Consider the following 18970-nt stretch of genomic DNA (forward strand, 5'->3'; position numbering starts at 1 on the left):
AGCGTGGTCGGCTCGGCGGCCTGGAATCTGGCGGAGCTGGCCGAACTCCGGCGCAGGCCGGCTGGGTCGCCGCGGCGATCCGCTCGGCGCGCAGCGCCTCGTACCACCGGTCGTCGCTCGGCGGCAGGGCGTTCACATCGAGGGCCAGCTTCAGCAGCAGGTCCGCGATCAGCGGGTTGCGTGCCAGGACCGGGCCGTGCATGTACGTGCCGAAGACGGTGTCGTTGTACGCGCCCTCCGTGCCGTCACCCGTGCCGTTGCCCCGGCCGAGACGCACCTGGGCGAACGGACGGGCCGACGGGCCGAGGTGGGTGACGCCCTGGTGGTTCTCGAAACCGGTCAGCGGCGGCAGTCCCAGACGCGGGTCGATGTCGCCGAGCACATCGCCGACGCACCGGGCGCCCTCGCCCCGGGTCGAGACGACGTCGAGCAGCCCGAGACCCGCCTCGCGCTCGCCGAGGTCGTTGACGAACTCGTGGCCGAGGATCTGGTAGCCCGCGCAGACCGAGAAGATGATCGCGCCGTTCGCCGCAGCCCTGTTCAGTCCGCCGTCACGGCGCAGCCGCTCCGAGGCGAGCCGCTGCGGCCGGTCCTCGCCGCCACCGATCAGATAGATGTCGCCCGACGTCGGGACGGGCTGGTCGCTGCGCACGTCCACGCGCGCCACGTCGAGGCCGCGCTGCCGCGCCCGGCGCTCCACCACCAGGGCGTTGCCCTGGTCGCCGTAGGTGCTGAGGAGGTCGGGGTAGACCCACACCAGCCGCAGGCTGTTGTTGCTCATGCTTCGTCCTCTCCGGGGGTTGCCCGCGCGGGGGTCAGTTGCCGACACGACGGCGCAGATCCTGGAAGGCGGTGTAGTTGGCGATGACCTCGATGCGGCCGGGCGGGGCCATCTGGACGGCCTCGTCCAGGGTCTCGCAGACACGGAAGTCAAGGCCGGCCACCTCCAGCCGGACCGCGAGGTCCAGCTTGCGGTCACCGAGCACGAAGATCGGGTGACCGTAGAGCTGGGTGTAGTCGACGTCCCACAGCCAGGAGGTGTCCGTGCCGTCGGCGCCGCGGGCGTTGACCGAGAGGATCACCGGGGTCGGCGGCGGGTCGATCAGGGAAAACGTTTCGAGCCAGCCAGCCGGGTTCTTCGCCAGCAGGAGCCGGAGCTCACGGCCGAGGAAGGTGACGACGTCGTAACGGCCCGCCACGGCCTGCACCTGATACATGCGCTCCAGGGCGACCTGTGGCGGCACGCCGAAGACCGCGGCCACGGCCGCCGAGCTCGTGGCGTTGGCCTTGTTGGCCCGGCCCGGCAGCTGGAGGTGGATCGGCCACGCGGAACCGTGCGGGTCCAGGACGTAGTCGCCGTTCAGCGCCCAGCTGGGAGCGGGTCGGCGGAAACCGCACTCGCCGCAGAACCAGTCGTCACCCGGGCGCTGCATCACACCGCCGCAGGACGGGCAGGACCAGGCGTCGTCCTTCCACGCCTGTCCGGCCGCCACCCACACCACGTTGGGGGACGAGGAGGCGGCCCAGACGATCAGCGGGTCGTCGGCGTTGGCCACGATCACGGCCTTGGAGCCCGAGAGGCCCTCCCGCCACTTCTCGGCCAGCATCCGGGTCTCCGCCGCGCGGTCCAGCTGGTCGCGGGAGAGGTTGAGCAGCGCGATCACCTTCGGTGTCGTGTCGCGTGCCACACCCGCGAGGTACTTCTCGTCGACCTCGATCACGCCGTACCGCGCGTCCGAGCCCCCGGCCAGCGCGGAGGTGATCCCCGCCGGCATGTTGGCTCCGAGCGCGTTCGACACGACGGGCCCCGCGGCCGTCAGCGCCTCCGCGATCAGCCGGGTCGTCGTCGTCTTGCCGTTCGTCGCGGACACGAGGATCACGTCCAGGTGCTGCGCCAGCCGCCCGAGCAGGTCGGGGTCGAGCTTGAGCGCCACCCGGCCGCCGATCACCGATCCGCTGCCACGCCCCGCAGCGCGCGACACCGCCGCCGCCGCCTTGCCCGCCGTCACGGCGAGCTTGGCCCGCGGCGACAACGGTTCCGTGTTGCCTGCCATCGTCCTAGATCCTCCTTGCGTAAGTCCGCGCCCAGCCTATCGATGTCCGGCGCGCCGACCGCACCTCGGCACCACGGGGATCGTGGAGGTCACGTGGAACGTACGCTTCTCTCCATGCGAAACCGCCCGATCCCCGGCAGTTCCGGACGCGTTCGTGCCATGAGTCTGCTCGGCGCCCCGGTGCTCCACCGGCCGTGCGACGACGTCACCGACTTCGGCCCGTCGCTCGCCCGGCTCGTGCAGGACATGTTCGCCACGATGTACGCCGCGAACGGTGTGGGGCTCGCCGCCAACCAGATCGGCTTCCCCCTCAGGGTGTTCGTCTTCGACTGTCCGGACGACGACGAGGTCCGGCACCTGGGCCATGTCGTCAATCCGGTGCTCGTCGAGGCGGACGGCATCACCGTACGTGGAGCTGAGGGCTGCCTCTCGCTCCCGGGCCTTGAGGCGAGCACTCCGCGTTTCGACCATGCGGTGGTCGAGGGACGGAGAGTGACGGGCGAGCCCGTACGGATCGCCGGCACCGGCTGGTTCGCCCGCTGCCTCCAGCACGAGTGCGACCACCTCGACGGCCAGGTCTACACGGACCGGCTGACCGGACTGCGCCGCGCCAGGGCGCTGCGCGCCGCCCGGCGGGCGCCCTGGGGGCGCGCGGCGGGCGAGGCCTGACCCCGGTACGCGGGCGACCGGCCGCCGGCGGTCAGAACCCCGGGCCGCCGGGCAGGTCACCGGCGTCGGCGAGCCTGCCCCAGAGCAGATCGGCGAGGCTGCGTACGAGCTGCTCGCGCGAGCACGGCCGGTCGCCCAGCCACCAGTCGCCGGCCGCGTGCATCATGCCGACGATGCCGTGTCCCCAGATGCGGGCCATCTGCTCGCTGTCGGGGCCGAGGTCGACCCGCTCCGCGATCACCTTCCCCAGCTCCTCGCCGAGGCGGCGCAGCAGCGGCGCGGAGTGCCGGCCGACGTCGAAACCCTGCTCGGGCACGGGGGCGGCGTCGTCGGACGGGTGCATCAGGAAGCGGTAGACCTGGGGGCGTGCCTCGATCGCCGCGAGATAGGTGTCCAGAGTCGACTCGACCCGCCGGCGGCGCTCGGACGGCGCGTCGAGCGCTGCCCGCAGGGCGCTCAGCAGCGCGTCGGTGTGGCGTTTGGCGAGCGCCCGGTAGAGTCCGCCCTTGTCGCCGAAGTGCCGGTAGAGGATGGGCTTGGTGATCCCGGCCTCTGCGGCGATCGCGTTCATCGACGCTTTCGGGCCGTCCCTGAGTACCACTCGGTCCGCGGCTTCGAGCAGCTCGCGGCGGCGTCTCTCGGCCGCTGTCCGCTGCCGTGCGGCCCCTCTTGTGGTCTCCATGTCGTGTTCTCCCGCCCCACCCGGCTGTCCTGCGATCTCGTCACGCCCGGGCAACGTAACACCCTGGTCTGCCGAGTGCGGATCCGCAGCTCAGCGGTTGACAGAGGCTACTTGCTGGTAACAGACTGTTGTTACCGCTAGTAACGGGTTTATCCGGAAGTGCATGGAGGAAACCATGGCCGAGTTCACGCTCGAGCTCAACGACGACCAGAAGCAGGTCCGTGACTGGCTGCACGGATTTGCCGCCGAGGTGATCAGGCCGGCCGCTTCGGAGTGGGACGAGCGTGAGGAGACGCCGTGGCCCGTCATCCAGGAGGCGGCCAAGGTAGGCATCTACAGCCTCGACTTCTACGCCCAGCAGTTCTTCGACCCCACGGGCCTCGGCATCCCCATGGCCATGGAGGAACTCTTCTGGGGTGACGCGGGCATCGCCCTGTCGATCGTCGGCACGGGCCTCGCGGCCGTCGGCGTCCTCGCCAACGGCACCGAGGAGCAGATCGGCACCTGGATACCCCAGATGTACGGGGACGCGGCCGATGTGAAGCTCGCCGCCTTCTGCTCGTCCGAGCCGGACGCGGGCTCGGACGTGGCCTCCATGCGTACCCGCGCGGTGTACGACGAGGCCAAGGACGAGTGGGTGCTCAACGGCACCAAGACCTGGGCGACCAACGGCGGTATCGCCAACGTCCACGTCGTCGTCGCCGTCGTCGACCCGGATCTGGGCTCCAAGGGCCACGCCTCCTTCATCGTCCCGCCGGCCACCCCCGGCCTCTCGCAGGGACAGAAGTTCAAGAAGCACGGCATCCGCGCCTCGCACACCGCCGAGGTCGTCCTTGAGGACGTCCGTATCCCCGGCCACTGCCTGCTCGGCGGCAAGGAGAAGCTCGACGAGCGCCTCGCCCGCGCCCGTGAGCGCGCCAGGGCCGGCGGTGGCGAGCGGGTCAAGAACGCGGCCATGGCGACCTTCGAGGCCTCCCGCCCGGCCGTCGGAGCCATGGCGGTCGGCACCGCCCGCGCCGCCTACGAGGTCGCGCTGGACTACGCGAAGACGCGGACCCAGTTCGGCCGCCCGATCATCGACAACCAGGGCATCGCCTTCCAGCTGGCCGACATGCGTACGCAGATCGACGCCGCGCGCCTCCTCGTCTGGCGCGCCTCCTGGATGGCGAGCGCCGGCAAGCAGTTCACCGCGGCCGAGGGCTCGATGTCGAAGCTCTACGCGAGCGAGACGGCGAAGACGGTCACCGCCCAGGCCGTGCAGATCCTCGGCGGCAACGGCTTCACCCGCGAGTACCCGGTCGAGCGCATGCACCGGGACGCCGCGATCTACACCATCTTCGAGGGGACGAGCGAGATCCAGCGCCTGGTGATCGCCCGCACCCTGTCAGGGATGCCGATCCGCTAGGGCGCGTTTCGAAAGTAGCGCCGTCCGCCCGAAGGGCGGGCCCGGCGTCGCCGGGCAGGCGGGACTTTCGAAACACGCCCCAGGAACACGTCGAGGGGGCCGGACCGCAGCCGCGGTCCGGCCCCCTCGTGCTGTGCGGCGACTACCGCGGCAGCTGCGCCTCGATGGCCGCGACGACCTCGGGTGCGTCCGGCTCGGTGCGGGGGCGGATCCGGGCGACCGGCTCGCCGGCCGGAGAGATCAAGAACTTCTCGAAGTTCCACTGGATATCACCGGCCGCGCCGTCGGCGTCGGCGAGCTTCGCCAGCTCCGCGTAGAGCGGGTGCCGGCTCTCACCGTTGACGTCGGTCTTCTCCAGCAGCGGGAAGCTGACCCCGTACGTCGTGGAGCAGAATGTCTGGATCTCCTCCGCCGTGCCGGGCTCCTGGCCCGCGAACTGGTTGCAGGGCACGCCCAGAACCGTGAACCCGCGCTCCCCGTACTCCTTCTGGAGCTTCTCCAGGCCGGCGTACTGCGGGGTGAGCCCGCACTTGGAGGCGACGTTCACCAGCAGGACGGCGGAGCCCTCGTAGGCACCCAGGGTCGTCGGCTCGCCGGTGAGCGTACGGAGCGGGATGTCGTGCAGCGTCATGGGATGTCTCCTCGGTGGCGGTGGCGTCCCTCTCATTGTGACGGCCCCTGCGGGGAGGCTTCACGCGGGCCGAGTGTCCGGTAGTAGAAGGTGGTTCCCCTGAGCGTGCCGTGCGGGTCCGCCGCGTACTCGGGGACGGAGCCGCAGGGGACCCAGCCCGCCGAGGCGTAGAGGCGCTCGGCGTCGCTTCCCGTCTCGGTGTCGAGCACCAGCAGCGTCAGCCCCTCGTCGGCCGCCCACCGTTCGACGGCGGTGAGCAGGCCCCGGCCCACCCCCCGGCCCCTGGCCGACGGCCTGACGATGAGCTTGGCGACCTCCGCGCGATGGCGGGCGTTGGGCATGGCCGCCTTGACCAGGCAGATCGTGCCCGCCAGCCGCTCGTCGTCCCGGGCGATCCAGATCCGGTGGCTCCCCGACTCGACCTCGGCAGCCCGCTCCCGCCACCAGACGGCCGCCGTCTCCCGGTCCAGCGGGGCGAGGAACCCGACCGACGCGCCGCCCTCCACGGCCTCGATCAGCAGGGCTGCCAGTTCATCGGCGTACGTGACCAGTTCGGGGCCGGACACGGGGACGATCTGGGTCATGAATCGGGTCCTTTCACAGGCGCGGCAGGGGAGTCACCGGTGCCCGGCGGGCGGTCGAGCCTGAGCACGAGTACGTACGAGACCACCACCGCCACGATGACCAGCGGCATCACCGTGATGCCCGCCGATCCCAGCAGCAGGGTGGCCAGCAGCACCGATGTCATCGGAAGCCTCAGCATCGCCACGCACATGGCCCCGATGCCCATGGCGAAGCCCGAAGTGGTGTCCAGGCCCGGCAGATGGGACAGCGCGAGGCCGCCCGTCGCCCCGATGAACATGGACGGGAAGATGGGCCCGCCCCTGAAGCTGCTCAGCGACACACAGTACGCGAGCCCCTTGCAGACCAGGAGGGTCAGGAGCGTGGCGAGCGACAGGCCCGTGCCCGTGGTGAGCAGCGGGCCGAGGGCGTCCTGGCCCGAGTAGAGCACCTGGGACGCGTCCTGGCCGGTGCTCTCCGCGTACAGGAGCGCCAGCACCCCGACGGCCAGGCCCATCACGACGGTCGAGGGCACGGTCCGCCGTCCGGTCCGCTCCCGGAGCGTCAGGGACAGCCGCCTGATCCCGGTGCCGACGAGGGCCGCGGCGGCGCCCAGGACGATCGCCCAGCCGAATCCGGCCAGGGTGGGGTCCGAGGCGTGCGGCACTCCGGGCAGCGCCAGGGAGTACGTTCCGAGGCCGGTCCACGATCCCAGCCCGATGAAGATGAGCGAGCCGACGCCGGACGCCAGCAGCCCGGGTACGAGCACCAGGCCGAGCGTCATCCCGGCGAGCCCCGACGCCTCCATCAGCAGGAACGCGCCGAGGAGCGGCGAACCCAGCAAGGTGCTGACGGCGGCGAAGCTCCCCGCTGCCGCCACCATGGCGCCCGCGGACGGCGCGATGCCCGGCCTGACCAGACGCACCGCGTACACGGCCAGCCCGCCGCCGAGGGCGATCAGCGGCGCCTCTGGTCCGAGCACCGCGCCGAGCCCGAACGAGGTCAGTGCGGCGAGCGCGATGCCCGGGAGCTCCGCAGCGGCCGGCGCGCCCGAGTGCGCCATGCCGTCGGCCGGGCTGCTCCCGCCCCTGCCCGGGAGATGGCGGATCGTCAGCCCGGTCAGCAGACCGGCCAGGGCGAGCAGCGGCACAGGCCACCACAGAGGTGTGCCGTCGAACCCCAGGGCCCGGGGCAGATCGTCGTAGGTCAGCGACTGGATCTTGTGCACGAGGGCCAGGAAGCCGAACGCGGCCGCGGAGACGGGGACTCCGAGGAACGCCACGACGACCAGCAGGACCACGTACCTCCGGCTGCGTACGACGACGAGAGGATCCGGGTGCTCGGGCCCGGCTGCTGCCCCGGGTTCGGCCGACATCGTCATGGTCTCCTCCGCGTCGGGCCCCGGCCTGGACACACTGTCCCGCCGGGATCCACACGGTGATACCACGATGTGGCGCTATGTCCGTGATGTACCCACTGCGGGCGAGTGGCGATTCCGACCGAGCTCCCCGTCCGCCGCCACCGGCCGTACGAACCGGGGCTCCGGCTTGAGATGATCCTCCGGTGGAGTCCTCCGAGCCCTTTCCCGGCTTTCCCGAACCGCCGGCCGAGCCCGCGCGGACGGCCCCCCGCCGTCCGGTGCGCTGCGCACTGTGCGGGCGCCCTCTCACGGGCGTGGAATCACGCCGTACCGGGCTCGGCCCGGCCTGTGACGCCAAGCTGCACCCGGCGGGTCCGGACATCAGGGCCCGACGCCACGAGGTCGATCAGGACCCACTGCCAGGCACCTGAGCGACCCCGGCCACCGGGCTACGCGCCGTCGAGACGGCGGAACAGCCCCTCCTGCACCACGGACACCAGCAACTGCCCCTGACGGTCGTAGATCCGTCCCCGGGCCAGCCCACGCCCGCCCGTGGCGATCGGCGACTCCTGGTCGTACAGGAACCACTCGTCGGCCCGGAACGGCCGGTGGAACCACATGGCGTGGTCCAGCGACGCCATGTCGAAGCCGCGCGGACCCCACAGCGGCTCGACCGGGATGCGCACGGCGTCCAGCAGCGTCATGTCGCTCGCGTACGTCAGCGCGCAGGTGTGCACCAGCGGGTCGTCGCCCAGCGGGCCGACCGCGCGCATCCACACCGCGCTGCGCGGGTCCGCGCCCTCGATCTCCTCACGCGTCCAGCGCAGCCGGTCGACATAGCGGATGTCGAAGGGCTGGCGCCGCGCCATCCGTTCCAGCGCCTCAGGCAGCCCGCCCAGGTGCTCGCGCACCTCGTCGGAGACCGTCGGCAGCTCCTCAGGACCCGGCACCACACGGGCGGGCGGCAGCTGGTGCTCGAAGCCGGCCTCCTCGGGGCGGTGGAAGGACGCCGTCAGATTGAAGATCGTCCGGCCCTGCTGCACGGCCGTGACCCGGCGCGTGGTGAAGGACCGGCCGTCCCGCACCCGCTCCACGTCGTAGACGATCGGCACACCGGGACGGCCCGGACGCAGGAAGTAGGCGTGCAGCGAGTGGACGGGGCGGTCCCCGTCGGTCGTCCGGCCCGCGGCGACCAGCGCCTGACCCGCGACCTGCCCGCCGAAGACCCGTTGCAGGGACTCGTCGGGGCTGCGGCCACGGAAGATGTTGACCTCGATCCGCTCCAGGTCGAGCAGGTCGACCAGGCTGTCGGCGGGGTTCGTCGTCATGCGGTTGTTCTCCAGTCTCCTGGCTCATGGGCCCTGGGCGCCGTCACAGCTGGCCCACGGCCGTGACCCGGACGACTGCCCGGCCCTCCTCGTCGGAGGCCGCGAGATCGACCTCCGCGCTGATTCCCCAGTCGTGGTCGCCCGCGGGGTCGGCGAACGCCTGCCACACCCGCCACAGACCGCGCTCCGGCTCCTCGTCGATCTTCAGCAGTTTCGGGCCGCGCGCGTCCGGGCCCGTGCCCAGGTCCTCGTGCGCGTCCCAGTAGGCGTCCATCGCCTCGCCCCAGGCGTCCTCGTCCCAGCCGGAGTCGGCGTCCAGCTCGCCCAGGTCACGGACGCGGTCCAGAGCGGCCAGCTCCACCCGGCGGAACATGGCGTTGCGGACCAGGACCCGGAAGGCACGGGAGTTGGCCGTGACCGGCTTGACCTCGTCGGCCCGCTCCTGCGCCTGCTCAGCCGTCTCCACCTCCGGGTTGGCCAGCTGCTCCCACTCGTCCAGCAGACTGGAGTCCACCTGACGCACCATCTCGCCGAGCCAGGCGATCAGGTCCTCCAGGTCCTCGGACTTCAGATCGTCCGGGATGGTGTGCTCCAGGGCCTTGTACGCACTGGCCAGATAGCGCAGCACGATGCCCTCGGTGCGGGCCAGCTCGTAGTTCGAGGTGAACTCGGTGAAGGTCATGGCGCGTTCGTACATGTCCCGGATCACCGACTTCGGCGACACCGGGTGGTCACTGACCCACGGGTGGCTCGTGCGGTACACGTCGTACGCGTGCCAGAGCAGCTCGCTCAGCGGCTTGGGGTACGTGACCTCCTGGAGCCGCTCCATCCGCTCCTCGTACTCGACGCCGTCCGCCTTCATCTGTCCGATGGCCTCGCCCCGCGCCTTGTTCTGCTGGGCGGCCAGGATCTGCCGCGGGTCGTCGAGCGTCGACTCGACGACGGAGACCATGTCCAGGGCGTACGAAGGGGACTCGACGTCCAGCAGGTCGAAGGCGGCCAGCGCGAAGGTGGAGAGCGGCTGGTTGAGCGCGAAGTCCTGCTGGAGGTCGACGGTCAGCCGCACGATCCTGCCCTCGGCGTCGGGCGTCTCCAGCTGCTCCACGACACCGCCGTCGAGCAGCGAACGGTAGATCGCGATGGCCCGGCGGATGTGCCTCAGCTGCGCCCTGCGCGGCTCGTGGTTGTCCTCCAGCAGATGGCGCATCGCGTCGAAGGCGTTGCCCGGGCGGGCGATCACCGCGAGCAGCATCGTGTGTGTGACCCGGAAGCGCGAGGTCAGCGGCTCGGGCTCGGACTGGATCAGCTTGTCGAAGGTGGTCTCCGACCAGGCGACGAAGCCCTCGGGGGCCTTCTTGCGGACCACCTTGCGCTTCTTCTTGGGGTCGTCGCCCGCCTTCTTGACGGCCTTCTCGTTCTCGATGACGTGCTCGGGGGCCTGCGCGACGACGAAGCCCGCCGTGTCGAACCCGGCGCGGCCCGCGCGGCCGGCGATCTGGTGGAACTCACGGGCGCGCAGGGTGCGCACGCGGGTGCCGTCGTACTTGGTGAGGGCGGTGAACAGCACCGTACGGATGGGGACGTTGACACCGACGCCCAGCGTGTCCGTGCCGCAGATGACCTTCAGCAGGCCCGCCTGTGCCAGCTTCTCGACGAGGCGGCGGTACTTGGGGAGCATGCCCGCGTGGTGCACCCCGATCCCGTGCCGCACGTAGCGGGAGAGGTTCTGGCCGAACTTGGTGGTGAAGCGGAAGCTGCCGATCAGGTCGGCGATCTTCTCCTTCTCCTCCTTCGTGCACATGTTGATGCTCATCAGCGACTGGGCCCGCTCCACCGCGGCGGCCTGCGTGAAGTGCACGATGTAGACGGGCGACTGCCGGGTGTCGAGCAGCTCGGTGAGCGTCTCCGTGATCGGCGTCAGCCGGTACTCGTAGCTGAGCGGCACGGGACGGGTCGCGGAGCGCACCACGGACGTCGGGCGGCCGGTGCGGCGGGTCAGGTCCTCCTCGAACATCTTGACATCGCCGAGGGTGGCCGACATCAGGACGAACTGGGCCTGCGGGAGCTCCAGGATCGGGATCTGCCAGGCCCAGCCGCGGTCGGGCTCCGCATAGAAGTGGAACTCGTCCATCACGACCTGGCCGATGTCGGCGTACTTGCCGTCGCGCAGCGCGATCGAGGCGAGCACCTCGGCGGTGCAGCAGATGACGGGCGCGTCGGCGTTGACCGAGGCGTCGCCGGTCAGCATGCCGACGTTCTCCGTGCCGAAGAGCTTGCACAGGTCGAAGAACTTCTCCGAGACCAGCGCCTTGATGGGCGCGCTGTAGAACGTGACCTTGTCCTGGGCCAGCGCGGTGAAGTGCGCACCCGCCGCGACCAGGCTCTTTCCGGAGCCCGTGGGCGTGGAAAGGATCACGTTCGCCCCCGAGACCACCTCGATCAGCGCCTCCTCCTGAGCCGGATAGAGGGTGATGCCCTGCGATTCGGTCCATGACGAGAAGGCCTCGAAGAGGGCGTCCGGGTCGGCGGTCGGGGGCAGCTGATCGATAAGGGTCACGCCCCCATCTTGCATGCCCCCGGCCCGGATGAGGGAACCGGCGGACCCGGCGAAGATCACGGACGATACGCTTCCCACTCAACTCGGCTGCCTCACACAGGCAATGGCGGCCCGGCCTGGACACACGGCCGACATCACGATGGGGGCGGGAAACAGCCATGATGGGACCGGCACACTCTCTGTCAGGAGCGGCGGCCTGGCTGGGGGTGGGTGCGGCGGCCAAGGCCGCGGGCCACACGATGCCCTGGCCCGTCCTGGTCGTGGGGGCTCTGATCACCGCCGGTGCCGCGCTCGCCCCGGACCTCGACCACAAGTCGGCCACGATCTCCCGGGCCTTCGGACCGGTCTCCAAGGCGGTCTGCGAGATAGTCGACAAGCTCTCGTACACCGTCTACAAGGCCACCCGGGGTGCCGGTGACCCGCGCAGGACCGGCGGCCACCGCACCCTGACCCACACCTGGCTCTGGGCGGTGCTGATCGGCGCCGGATGCTCCGCCGCCGCCATCTTCGGCGGCCGGTGGGCGGTCCTGGCCATCCTCTTCGTCCACCTCGTGCTCGCCGTGGAAGGCCTGCTGTGGCGGGCGGCCCGGGTCTCGAGCGACGTCCTCGTCTGGCTGCTGGGCGCCACCAGCGCCTGGATCCTCGCCGGAGTCCTCGACCAGCCGGGCAACGGCTCCGACTGGCTGTTCAGCGGGGCCGGCCAGGAGTACCTCTGGCTGGGGATCCCGATCGTGCTCGGCGCCCTCGTCCACGACATCGGCGACGCCCTGACGGTCTCGGGCTGCCCGATCCTGTGGCCCATCCCGCTGGGCCGCAAGCGCTGGTACCCCATCGGCCCGCCGAAGGTCATGCGGTTCAGGGCCGGCAGCTGGGTCGAGATCAAGGTGCTGATGCCCGTCTTCATGATCCTCGGCGCGATCGGCGGCATCGCCGCACTCAACGTCGTCTGACGCCCCGGCCTCCCCCCCCGGGGGGCGGTGCGCCCTCCGCCGTAGCACCATGGGCGGCATGCTGCTCGCCCGGCTCGCCCACGTGTCCATCGAGGTCGCCGCGACGTCGGCCCGTAGCCGGAAGACCGCGCTGCTGGCCGGACTCTTCCGGGAGGCAGGGCCCGACGACGTCCCGGTCGTCATCCCCTATCTCGCAGGACGCCTCCCGCAGGGCAGGCTCGGGATCGGCTGGAGCGCCCTGCGCCACGAGGTGACGCCCGCCGACGCCCCCACCCTGACCGTGACGGAGACCGACGCGGCGCTGACGGCGATCGGAGCCCTCACAGGTCCCGGCTCGCAGGCGGCCCGCAGGGAGCGGCTGGCACGGCTGCTCGGCGCCGCCACCGCCGGTGAGCAGCGCTTCCTGCGCGCACTGCTCACCGGCGAGGTGCGGCAGGGCGCGCTGGACGCCGTCGCCGTCGACGCCCTGGCCGACGCAGCCGGAGCACCGGCCGCGGAGGTACGGCGCGCCGTCATGCTCGCCGGATCGCTCGGCCCCGTCGCCCGCGGGCTCCTCGCGGACGGCCCCGGGGTGCTCGCCTCCTTCCGGCTCACCGTCGGCCGTCCCGTCCAGCCCATGCTGGCGCACACCGCCCGCTCGGTGACCGAGGCGATCGACCGGCTGGGGCCCTGCGTCGTCGAGGAGAAGCTGGACGGCATTCGCGTACAGGTGCACCGGGACGGGGACCGGGTGCGCGTCTACACCCGCACGCTCGACGACATCACCGGCCGGCTCCCCGAACTCGCCGCCGCGGTGAGCGGCTTCCCCGCCGACCGGTTCATCCTGGACGGAGAGGTGATCGCGCTCGGTGCCGACGGGAGGCCCCGCCCCTTCCAGGAGACCGCGGGCCGGGTGGGATCCCGGCGCGACGTCGCCACGGCGGCCGATGCCGTTCCCGTGGTGCCCGTCTTCTTCGACGTGCTCCTCGTCGACGGCCGTGAACTCCTCGACCTCCCCTTCTCCGCGCGCCACCAGGAGCTGGCCGCGCTGGTACCGGGACCCATGCGCGTACGGCGTGTCACCGTGGACGACCCCACAGACGCGCCGCAGCGCGAGGCCGCGGTGGCGTTCTCCGATGAGACGCTGGCACGGGGCCACGAGGGCGTCGTCGTCAAGGGGGGCACGGCGGCGTACAGCGCGGGCCGCCGGGGCGCCTCCTGGCTGAAGGTGAAACCCGTGCACACCCTGGACCTCGTGGTGCTCGCCGCCGAGTGGGGCCATGGCAGACGCACCGGCAAGCTCTCCAACCTGCACCTTGGGGCACGGCGGGACGACGGTACGTTCGCGATGCTCGGCAAGACCTTCAAGGGGCTCACGGACGCCCTGCTCACCTGGCAGACCGAACGCCTGCGGGAGCTGGCCACCGGCGACGACGGGCACGTGGTGACCGTGCGCCCCGAACTCGTCGTGGAGATCGCCTACGACGGACTCCAGAGCTCCACCCGCTACCCGGCAGGCGTCACACTGCGCTTCGCCCGTGTGCTGCGCTACCGCGAGGACAAGAGGGCCGAGGACGCGGACACCGTCGACGCGGTCCTCTCGCAACGGACCTGACCCGGCCTGCCCCCCGGCCGGGTCCTGACCGCCCCGACCCGCCCCGACCTGACCCGGCCGGGGCGGGCCACCCGGATCAGCCGCGGGCCCGCGCGTCCGCGGTGTGCGCGCGGATCTCCTCCGCCGTGAGATAGGCGTCGGTGTACTCGAAGTCGCGCAGGGTGGCCGGCTTGCGTGACTGGAACCCCGTACGCACGAAGTCGTCACCGGCGACCGCGTTGAGCAGCCAGTTGGTCATGACCCGGGTCTTCGCGACGTTCGTCCGCAGCGCCGCCCAGTGGTAGCCGCGCGCCGCCGCCTGCGCCGGCATGCCCCTCAGCTCTACGCCCAGCGGCCTGGACACCGCGTCCCCGCCACCGAGGTCCACCACAAGACCCAGGTCCTTGTGGACGTACGGCTGGAGCGGACGGCCGCGCAGGGACGCGAGGATGTTGTCCGCGAGCCTGCGGCCCTGGCGCATGGCGTGCTGCGCGGTGGGCGGGCAGACCGCCCCGTCGCCCTTGGCCAGGTCGGGCACCGCCGCCGCGTCACCGAGCGCGAACACTCCGCCGTTGCCGGGCAGGGTCATCTCCGGAGTCACGGCGAGCCGGCCGCGTACCGTCTCGGCGTCCAGTGTGGCGATGAGCGGACTCGCCGCGACGCCCGCGGTCCAGATCAGCGTGCGGCAGGGCAGTACCCGGCCGTCCGTGAAGGTCACCTTGTCCGGCGATGCCTCGGCCACGGACACGCCGAGCGAGACCTCGATACCCCGCTTGCGCAGGATCTCCAGGGCGCTGAGACCGAGCTTGTCGCCGAGCTCGGGCATGAGCTTGGGCGCGATGTCGATCAGATGCCACTTGATCAGCTTCGGATCCAGCCTGGGGTAGTGCTTGACCGCGTTGCTGGTGAGCAGCTGGAGGCTCGCCGCGGTCTCCGTACCGGCGTATCCGCCGCCCACCACCACGAACTGCAGCCGGGAGGCCCGCTCCGCCTCGTCGTGACTGGCGTCGGCCAGATCGAGCTGGGAGATGACGTGGTCGCGGATGTAGGCGGCCTCGGCGAGCGTCTTCATGCCCCGGGCGTTCTCGACAAGACCCGGGATGTCGAAGGTCCGGGTGACGCTGCCGGCGGCCAGCACGATGTAGTCGTACGGCTCGTTCACGATCTCGTCCGTGATCTTGCGGACGACGCAGACCTTCGCCTTCGTGTCCACCCCGATGGCCCCGCCCGGCACGATCCGGGTGCGATGGCGCCGGCTTCGGCGCAGGGACACGGCGACCGACTGGGGGGTCAGTACCCCGGAGGCGACCTGAGGGAGCAACGGCAGATAGAGCTGGTACGAGAACGGGGTGACGAGCGCGATGTCCGCCTCGCCGGGCGCGAGGGTGCGCTCCAGCCGGCGCACACACTCGACCCCGGCAAAGCCGGCGCCGACAACGAGAATCCTGGGTCGTGCCACGGTGTGCGTCCCTTCTCGGGTTTACGCGGTCATCGCTCGCCTGCCCCGTATCCGGAGCCAGTCACTCCCTCATCCTCACCGCAGGGGAGCGAGTTCGCCTCTTGTGCGTCGGGTCCTGTGCGGCGGGCAGAAAAGCGGGAGGGCGAGCGGCGCCGGCTCAGGAGGAGGCGGGCGGCCGCTCACCGTGCCAGGAGCGCCAGAGCGCCGCGTAGGCGCCGTCGGCCGCCACGAGCTCGTCGTGGGTGCCGAGCTCCGTGACCCGGCCGTCCTCCATCACGGCCACCCGGTCGGCGTCGTGCGCCGTCTGCAGCCGGTGCGCGATGGCGACCACGGTCCGGCCCTCCAGGACGGCGGCAAGCGCCCGCTCCGTGTGCCGGGCGGTCCTCGGGTCCAGCAGCGCGGTGGCCTCGTCGAGAATCAGCGTGTGCGGATCGGCCAGCACCACACGAGCCAGGGCTAGCTGCTGGGCCTCGGCACCGTCCGGCCGGTAACCCCCGGGGCCCAGGTCGGTGTCCAGACCGTCCGGCAGCTCGCCGGCCCATCCGGCGCCGACGGCGACGAGCGCCGCGCGCAGCCCCGCGTCGGTCGCGTCGGCGGAGGCGATCCGCAGGTTGTCCCGGACCGTGCCCTGGAACACGTGGTGCTCCTGGGTCACCAGGACGACGTGCCGGCGCAGCTGGTCGGCGTCGAGACCGGCGACCGGTACCTGCCCCACGGTCACCGAGCCGGTCCGCGGTGCGTCCATGCCGGCCAGCAGCCGGCCCAGCGTGGTCTTGCCCGCGCCCGACGGGCCGACGATCACCAGCCGCTCGCCCGGCCGGACCGTCAGATCGACTCCGTGCAGGACGTCGCCCCCGTCGTCGTAGGCGTAGCGCACACCGGCCACCTCGATCCGGTCGTCGGCCGGTGCCGGGGACGAGGCCGACGGGGCGGGTGCCGCGAGGCCGACGCCCTCGACCCTGGCGAAGGAGGCGCTGCTGTTCTGCACCTGTTCCATCTGCTGAAGGACGGTGTCCAGGGGCTGGGAGAGCTGCCGCAGATACAGGGCCGAGGCGACCACGGCGCCGAGGCTCATCGCGCCGTGGGCGTGCAGCACCCCGCCGATCAGCAGGACACCGGCCACCGGAAGGACGTAGGAGACGTCCACGGCGGGAAAGAGCACACTGCGCAGGAACAGCGTCCGCATCCGGGTCCTGCGGCACGTCTCGATCGCCTCCTGGCTCGCCGCGATACGGCGCTGCTGCAGCCCGAGTGCCTCGACCGTGCGGGCTCCGGCGGCGGTGGCAGCGAGCTGCTCGGCGAGAGCGGAGTTGGCGGCTCCCTCGGCCAGGTACGCGTCGAGCGCCCGCCGCAGGTACCAGCGCGAAGCGAACCAGATGCCGAGCAGGCCCAGCACGCCGCACGCGCCGAGCAGCGGATCGAGCGCGAAGACCGCTCCGAGGATGAACAGCGCCTGGGTGGCGGCGATCAGGATTGCGGGACCGGCATCCCTGAGGGTGGCGCCGACCGCGTTGACGTCGGTGGTGCCCCGGGTCAGCAGATCGCCCGTCCCGGCCCGCTCGACCACCGCGTCGGGCAGCGCGAGCGCCCGGTCGGCGAACTCCTCGCGGATGCGCGCCAGCGTCCGCTCGCCGAAGCGGTGCCCGACGTAGCCGGCGTAACGGACCAGGAGGAGCTGCACCAGCGCGAAGGCAAGGATGGTGAGCGCGAGACGGTCCACCGACGACACTGCGGCCCCGTCCCTGACCTCGTCGATGATGCGGCCGAGCAGCCACGGGCCGACGAGCCCGGCAGCTGCGGCCAGTGCGTTGAGGACGATCACGCCGGCGAACGCGCGGCCGTCCACGCGGATCAGCCGCAGCGCCGCCCGGCGTACCTCGAAGGGGCGTGCGATGGGCAGGGACCGGGCTTCCGGTCCGGTGTCGACGGTCATCGCACGGCCTCCCGGAGCGGCGGAACGGTTCCCTCGTCCGGTCCCGCACCGTCGCCGTCCTCCTCGTCGCCGCCGCGTGACACCAGGAGGCGGTAGCCCCGCTGACCGTCCAGGAGCTCACGGTGGCTGCCGACGGCGGCGACGGAGCCGTCGACGAGGTAGTACACGGTGTCCGCCTGGTCCAGCAGGAGCGGTGAGGTGCTCGTGACGACCGTGGTGCGGCCCGCCCGTGCGGCCCGCAGCCGGGCCGAGACGGCCGCCTCGGTGTGCGCGTCGACCGCCGAGGTGGGCTCGACCGCCAGCAGCACCTCGGGATCCGCGAGCAGGGCCCGGACCAGGCGGATACGCTGGCGCTGGCCTCCGGAGAGGTTGCGGCCCTGCGCGTCGATGTGTGAGTCGAGTCCGTCCGGCAGGCCCCGGACGACGTCCTGCGCCCTGGCCGCCTCGACACCTCGGGCGATGGTCTCCTCGTCCCGGTCCCCGGCGCCGCTGATCACCTCGCGGAGCGGGCCGGCGAAGAGATCGGCCTCGTTGTCCGCGACGAGGACACGGCGGCGGATCTGCGTCAGATCGATGGCGTCGAGGCGTATCCGGCCCCAGGTGGCGGCCGACCAGGTGAACCGGCCGATGCGGTCGACCACCGCCGCGGACTCCGACGGTCGGGCGCTGACCAGGGCGGTCAGCTGCCCCGGCGCCACCTCGACGCCGGACTCCGGGTCACACAGCGTGGCCGGCGCCCCTGGCCCGTCCACGGCCGTCCCCGTCCCGTCGGAGTCGGACGCGGATGGGGACTCGGGCTCAAGGCCCAGGAACCGTACGACTCTTCGGGCGGCGACGAGCCCGCGACTGAGGTCGTAGCCCGCCTCGATGAAGGCCTCCACCGGCACCACAAGCACCGCCGCGTACCCGTAGACCGCGACCAGCTCGCCGACGCTGATGGTCCCCTGAGCGGCCATGCGGGCCGCAAGCCAGGTCACCACCCCGAGGAACAGGGTGGGAAGACCGACCCCGAGCGCCTGGATCCAGCTGGTCACCGTCCCGACGCGGTACCCCTCCGCGCGGAGCGCCTGCGAACCGCTCCGGTAGCGCTCGGCGTACGCGTCCTTGCCACCGATGCCGTTGAGGACGCGCAGGCCCCCGACGATGTCCCCGAAGCGGGCCGCGAGCCCACCCTGCCGCTCCCGGTACGTCGCCTCGGCGCCCTGGAGCCGTCCGAGCAGGGGGCCGACCAACACGGCGAGCAGCGGCACACCGAGCAGCACCACCAGGGCCAGCAGCGGTGACACCGTCAGCATCAGACAGGCCACGACGGCGTAGGCGAGTACTCCGCCGATCCCGGGACCGGTCATGGTCAGCGTGTTCGCGATGACGGCGACGTCACCGAAGCCGATCGTGACGACCTCGCCGGCCGTGACCCGGCGCGGCAGGGCACCGCCCAGCCGCGTCGCGTGCCTGACCACGACCTGCACGGAGCGGAACGCGGCGTCCAGGCGCACCCTGGTCATCGTGCGGTGGCGCATGATGGCCAGCCACGCGTTCAGCACCCCCACACCCAGCAACGCCGCCACCCAGCCGGCCAGTACGCCTCCCCGCCCCGGCTCAAGACCGTCGTCGATGGCGCGCGAGAGCAGGTACGGCGGCAGCGTCAGACAGACCATCCAGGCGCTGCCGAGCAGCGCTCCGCCGGCGATGCGGCGGCGCTGACTGGTGACGAGCCACCAGAGATACCGCAGGGGGCCACGACTGTCCGGGGTCCCTGGGTCCACGCTCGGCTGCGTCATACACCGAACTCTAGACCGACCGGTATC

16 protein-coding genes are annotated in these 18970 nt (G+C 71.7%); 5 read left to right on the forward strand and 11 right to left on the reverse strand.

Translation table 11 applies throughout. The features are described from left to right. Together AB0C75_RS34550 and AB0C75_RS34555 are read right to left on the reverse strand one after the other, a co-directional pair. Window positions 1–781, reverse strand: a 781-nt coding sequence (locus AB0C75_RS34550) for a hypothetical protein (protein WP_362896272.1), incomplete at its 3' end; no start/stop codon positions are given. Window positions 782–815: 34 nt separating this feature from the next. Further along, a complete protein-coding gene (locus AB0C75_RS34555) occupies window positions 816–2054 on the reverse strand; it encodes a MurT ligase domain-containing protein (protein WP_031094061.1) in 1239 nt (412 codons plus the stop codon). A 114-nt stretch (window positions 2055–2168) separates the two neighbouring features. Between AB0C75_RS34555 and def the strand changes: the two genes are divergently transcribed. Continuing rightward, the gene (def, locus tag AB0C75_RS34560) at window positions 2169–2723 is read left to right on the forward strand and encodes a peptide deformylase (RefSeq protein ID WP_362896274.1); all 555 of its coding nucleotides are present in this window, start codon (window positions 2169–2171) and stop codon (window positions 2721–2723) included. 31 nt (window positions 2724–2754) lie between these two features. Here def and AB0C75_RS34565 read toward each other — a convergent pair whose 3' ends face one another. Next, window positions 2755–3405: a TetR family transcriptional regulator gene (locus AB0C75_RS34565; protein WP_362896276.1), complete on the reverse strand. Its 651-nt coding sequence runs from the start codon at window positions 3403–3405 to the stop codon at window positions 2755–2757. Window positions 3406–3580: 175 nt separating this feature from the next. Between AB0C75_RS34565 and AB0C75_RS34570 the strand changes: the two genes are divergently transcribed. After that, on the forward strand, window positions 3581–4810 hold the full coding sequence (locus AB0C75_RS34570) for an acyl-CoA dehydrogenase family protein (RefSeq protein ID WP_362896278.1): 1230 nt from the start codon (window positions 3581–3583) through the stop codon (window positions 4808–4810). A gap of 142 nt (window positions 4811–4952) precedes the next feature. Here the strand turns inward: AB0C75_RS34570 and AB0C75_RS34575 are convergent, their stop codons facing one another. Genes AB0C75_RS34575 through AB0C75_RS34585 form a run of 3 tightly spaced genes read right to left on the reverse strand, consistent with a single transcriptional unit; the run spans window position 4953 to window position 7377 of the window. Then, window positions 4953–5441 (reverse strand): glutathione peroxidase, encoded by a 489-nt coding sequence (locus AB0C75_RS34575; RefSeq protein ID WP_362896280.1) that lies wholly within the window; start codon window positions 5439–5441, stop codon window positions 4953–4955. Between the two features lie 32 nt (window positions 5442–5473). After that, window positions 5474–6025, reverse strand: coding sequence for a GNAT family N-acetyltransferase (locus tag AB0C75_RS34580; RefSeq protein ID WP_362896282.1), 552 nt, complete (start codon window positions 6023–6025; stop codon window positions 5474–5476). After that, complete coding sequence (locus AB0C75_RS34585; protein WP_362896284.1) at window positions 6022–7377, reverse strand: chloride channel protein; 1356 nt, start codon at window positions 7375–7377, stop codon at window positions 6022–6024. The genes AB0C75_RS34580 and AB0C75_RS34585 overlap by 4 nt, the downstream gene beginning before the upstream one ends. A 188-nt stretch (window positions 7378–7565) precedes the next feature. Between AB0C75_RS34585 and AB0C75_RS34590 the strand changes: the two genes are divergently transcribed. After that, complete coding sequence (locus AB0C75_RS34590) at window positions 7566–7793, forward strand: DUF6011 domain-containing protein (protein WP_362896286.1); 228 nt, start codon at window positions 7566–7568, stop codon at window positions 7791–7793. 18 nt (window positions 7794–7811) lie between these two features. Here the strand turns inward: AB0C75_RS34590 and AB0C75_RS34595 are convergent, their stop codons facing one another. After that, window positions 7812–8690, reverse strand: coding sequence for an acyl-CoA thioesterase II (locus tag AB0C75_RS34595; protein ID WP_362896288.1), 879 nt, complete (start codon window positions 8688–8690; stop codon window positions 7812–7814). Window positions 8691–8733: 43 nt separating this feature from the next. Continuing rightward, on the reverse strand, window positions 8734–11247 hold the full coding sequence (locus tag AB0C75_RS34600) for a DUF3516 domain-containing protein (RefSeq protein WP_362896290.1): 2514 nt from the start codon (window positions 11245–11247) through the stop codon (window positions 8734–8736). A gap of 158 nt (window positions 11248–11405) precedes the next feature. Here AB0C75_RS34600 and AB0C75_RS34605 point away from each other — a divergent pair, with 158 nt between their 5' ends. Both AB0C75_RS34605 and AB0C75_RS34610 read left to right on the forward strand, forming a co-directional pair. Beyond that, window positions 11406–12197: a metal-dependent hydrolase gene (locus AB0C75_RS34605; RefSeq protein WP_362896292.1), complete on the forward strand. Its 792-nt coding sequence runs from the start codon at window positions 11406–11408 to the stop codon at window positions 12195–12197. A gap of 58 nt (window positions 12198–12255) precedes the next feature. Beyond that, complete coding sequence (locus tag AB0C75_RS34610) at window positions 12256–13791, forward strand: ATP-dependent DNA ligase (protein WP_362896294.1); 1536 nt, start codon at window positions 12256–12258, stop codon at window positions 13789–13791. A gap of 76 nt (window positions 13792–13867) precedes the next feature. On the opposite strand, the gene AB0C75_RS34615 is transcribed toward AB0C75_RS34610, so the two are convergent. The 3 genes from AB0C75_RS34615 to AB0C75_RS34625 form a co-directional block, all read right to left on the reverse strand. After that, window positions 13868–15229: an NAD(P)/FAD-dependent oxidoreductase gene (locus AB0C75_RS34615; RefSeq protein WP_362896296.1), complete on the reverse strand. Its 1362-nt coding sequence runs from the start codon at window positions 15227–15229 to the stop codon at window positions 13868–13870. Between the two features lie 157 nt (window positions 15230–15386). Next, the gene (locus AB0C75_RS34620; RefSeq protein WP_362896298.1) at window positions 15387–17162 is read right to left on the reverse strand and encodes an ABC transporter ATP-binding protein; all 1776 of its coding nucleotides are present in this window, start codon (window positions 17160–17162) and stop codon (window positions 15387–15389) included. After that, on the reverse strand, window positions 17159–18943 hold the full coding sequence (locus AB0C75_RS34625; protein ID WP_362896299.1) for an ABC transporter ATP-binding protein: 1785 nt from the start codon (window positions 18941–18943) through the stop codon (window positions 17159–17161). The genes AB0C75_RS34620 and AB0C75_RS34625 overlap by 4 nt, the downstream gene beginning before the upstream one ends. Window positions 18944–18970 lie beyond the last annotated feature (27 nt).

Origin of the sequence: Streptomyces sp. NPDC048565, from assembly GCF_040650935.1 — a bacterium.
In the GTDB taxonomy this organism is placed as follows: domain Bacteria; phylum Actinomycetota; class Actinomycetes; order Streptomycetales; family Streptomycetaceae; genus Streptomyces.

Excerpts from the sequence above, each read along its gene's own strand:
- AB0C75_RS34570 (WP_362896278.1), top strand. The coding sequence starts at position 3,581 with ATGGCCGAGTTCACGCTCGAGCTCAACGACGACCAGAAGCAGGTCCGT.
- AB0C75_RS34605 (WP_362896292.1), top strand. The coding sequence starts at position 11,406 with ATGATGGGACCGGCACACTCTCTGTCAGGAGCGGCGGCCTGGCTGGGG.
- AB0C75_RS34575 (WP_362896280.1), bottom strand. The coding sequence starts at position 5,441 with ATGACGCTGCACGACATCCCGCTCCGTACGCTCACCGGCGAGCCGACG.
- AB0C75_RS34580 (WP_362896282.1), bottom strand. The coding sequence starts at position 6,025 with ATGACCCAGATCGTCCCCGTGTCCGGCCCCGAACTGGTCACGTACGCC.
- def (WP_362896274.1), top strand. The coding sequence starts at position 2,169 with ATGCGAAACCGCCCGATCCCCGGCAGTTCCGGACGCGTTCGTGCCATG.
- AB0C75_RS34595 (WP_362896288.1), bottom strand. The coding sequence starts at position 8,690 with ATGACGACGAACCCCGCCGACAGCCTGGTCGACCTGCTCGACCTGGAG.
- AB0C75_RS34585 (WP_362896284.1), bottom strand. The coding sequence starts at position 7,377 with ATGTCGGCCGAACCCGGGGCAGCAGCCGGGCCCGAGCACCCGGATCCT.
- AB0C75_RS34565 (WP_362896276.1), bottom strand. The coding sequence starts at position 3,405 with ATGGAGACCACAAGAGGGGCCGCACGGCAGCGGACAGCGGCCGAGAGA.
- AB0C75_RS34625 (WP_362896299.1), bottom strand. The coding sequence starts at position 18,943 with ATGACGCAGCCGAGCGTGGACCCAGGGACCCCGGACAGTCGTGGCCCC.
- AB0C75_RS34620 (WP_362896298.1), bottom strand. The coding sequence starts at position 17,162 with ATGACCGTCGACACCGGACCGGAAGCCCGGTCCCTGCCCATCGCACGC.
- AB0C75_RS34555 (WP_031094061.1), bottom strand. The coding sequence starts at position 2,054 with ATGGCAGGCAACACGGAACCGTTGTCGCCGCGGGCCAAGCTCGCCGTG.
- AB0C75_RS34610 (WP_362896294.1), top strand. The coding sequence starts at position 12,256 with ATGCTGCTCGCCCGGCTCGCCCACGTGTCCATCGAGGTCGCCGCGACG.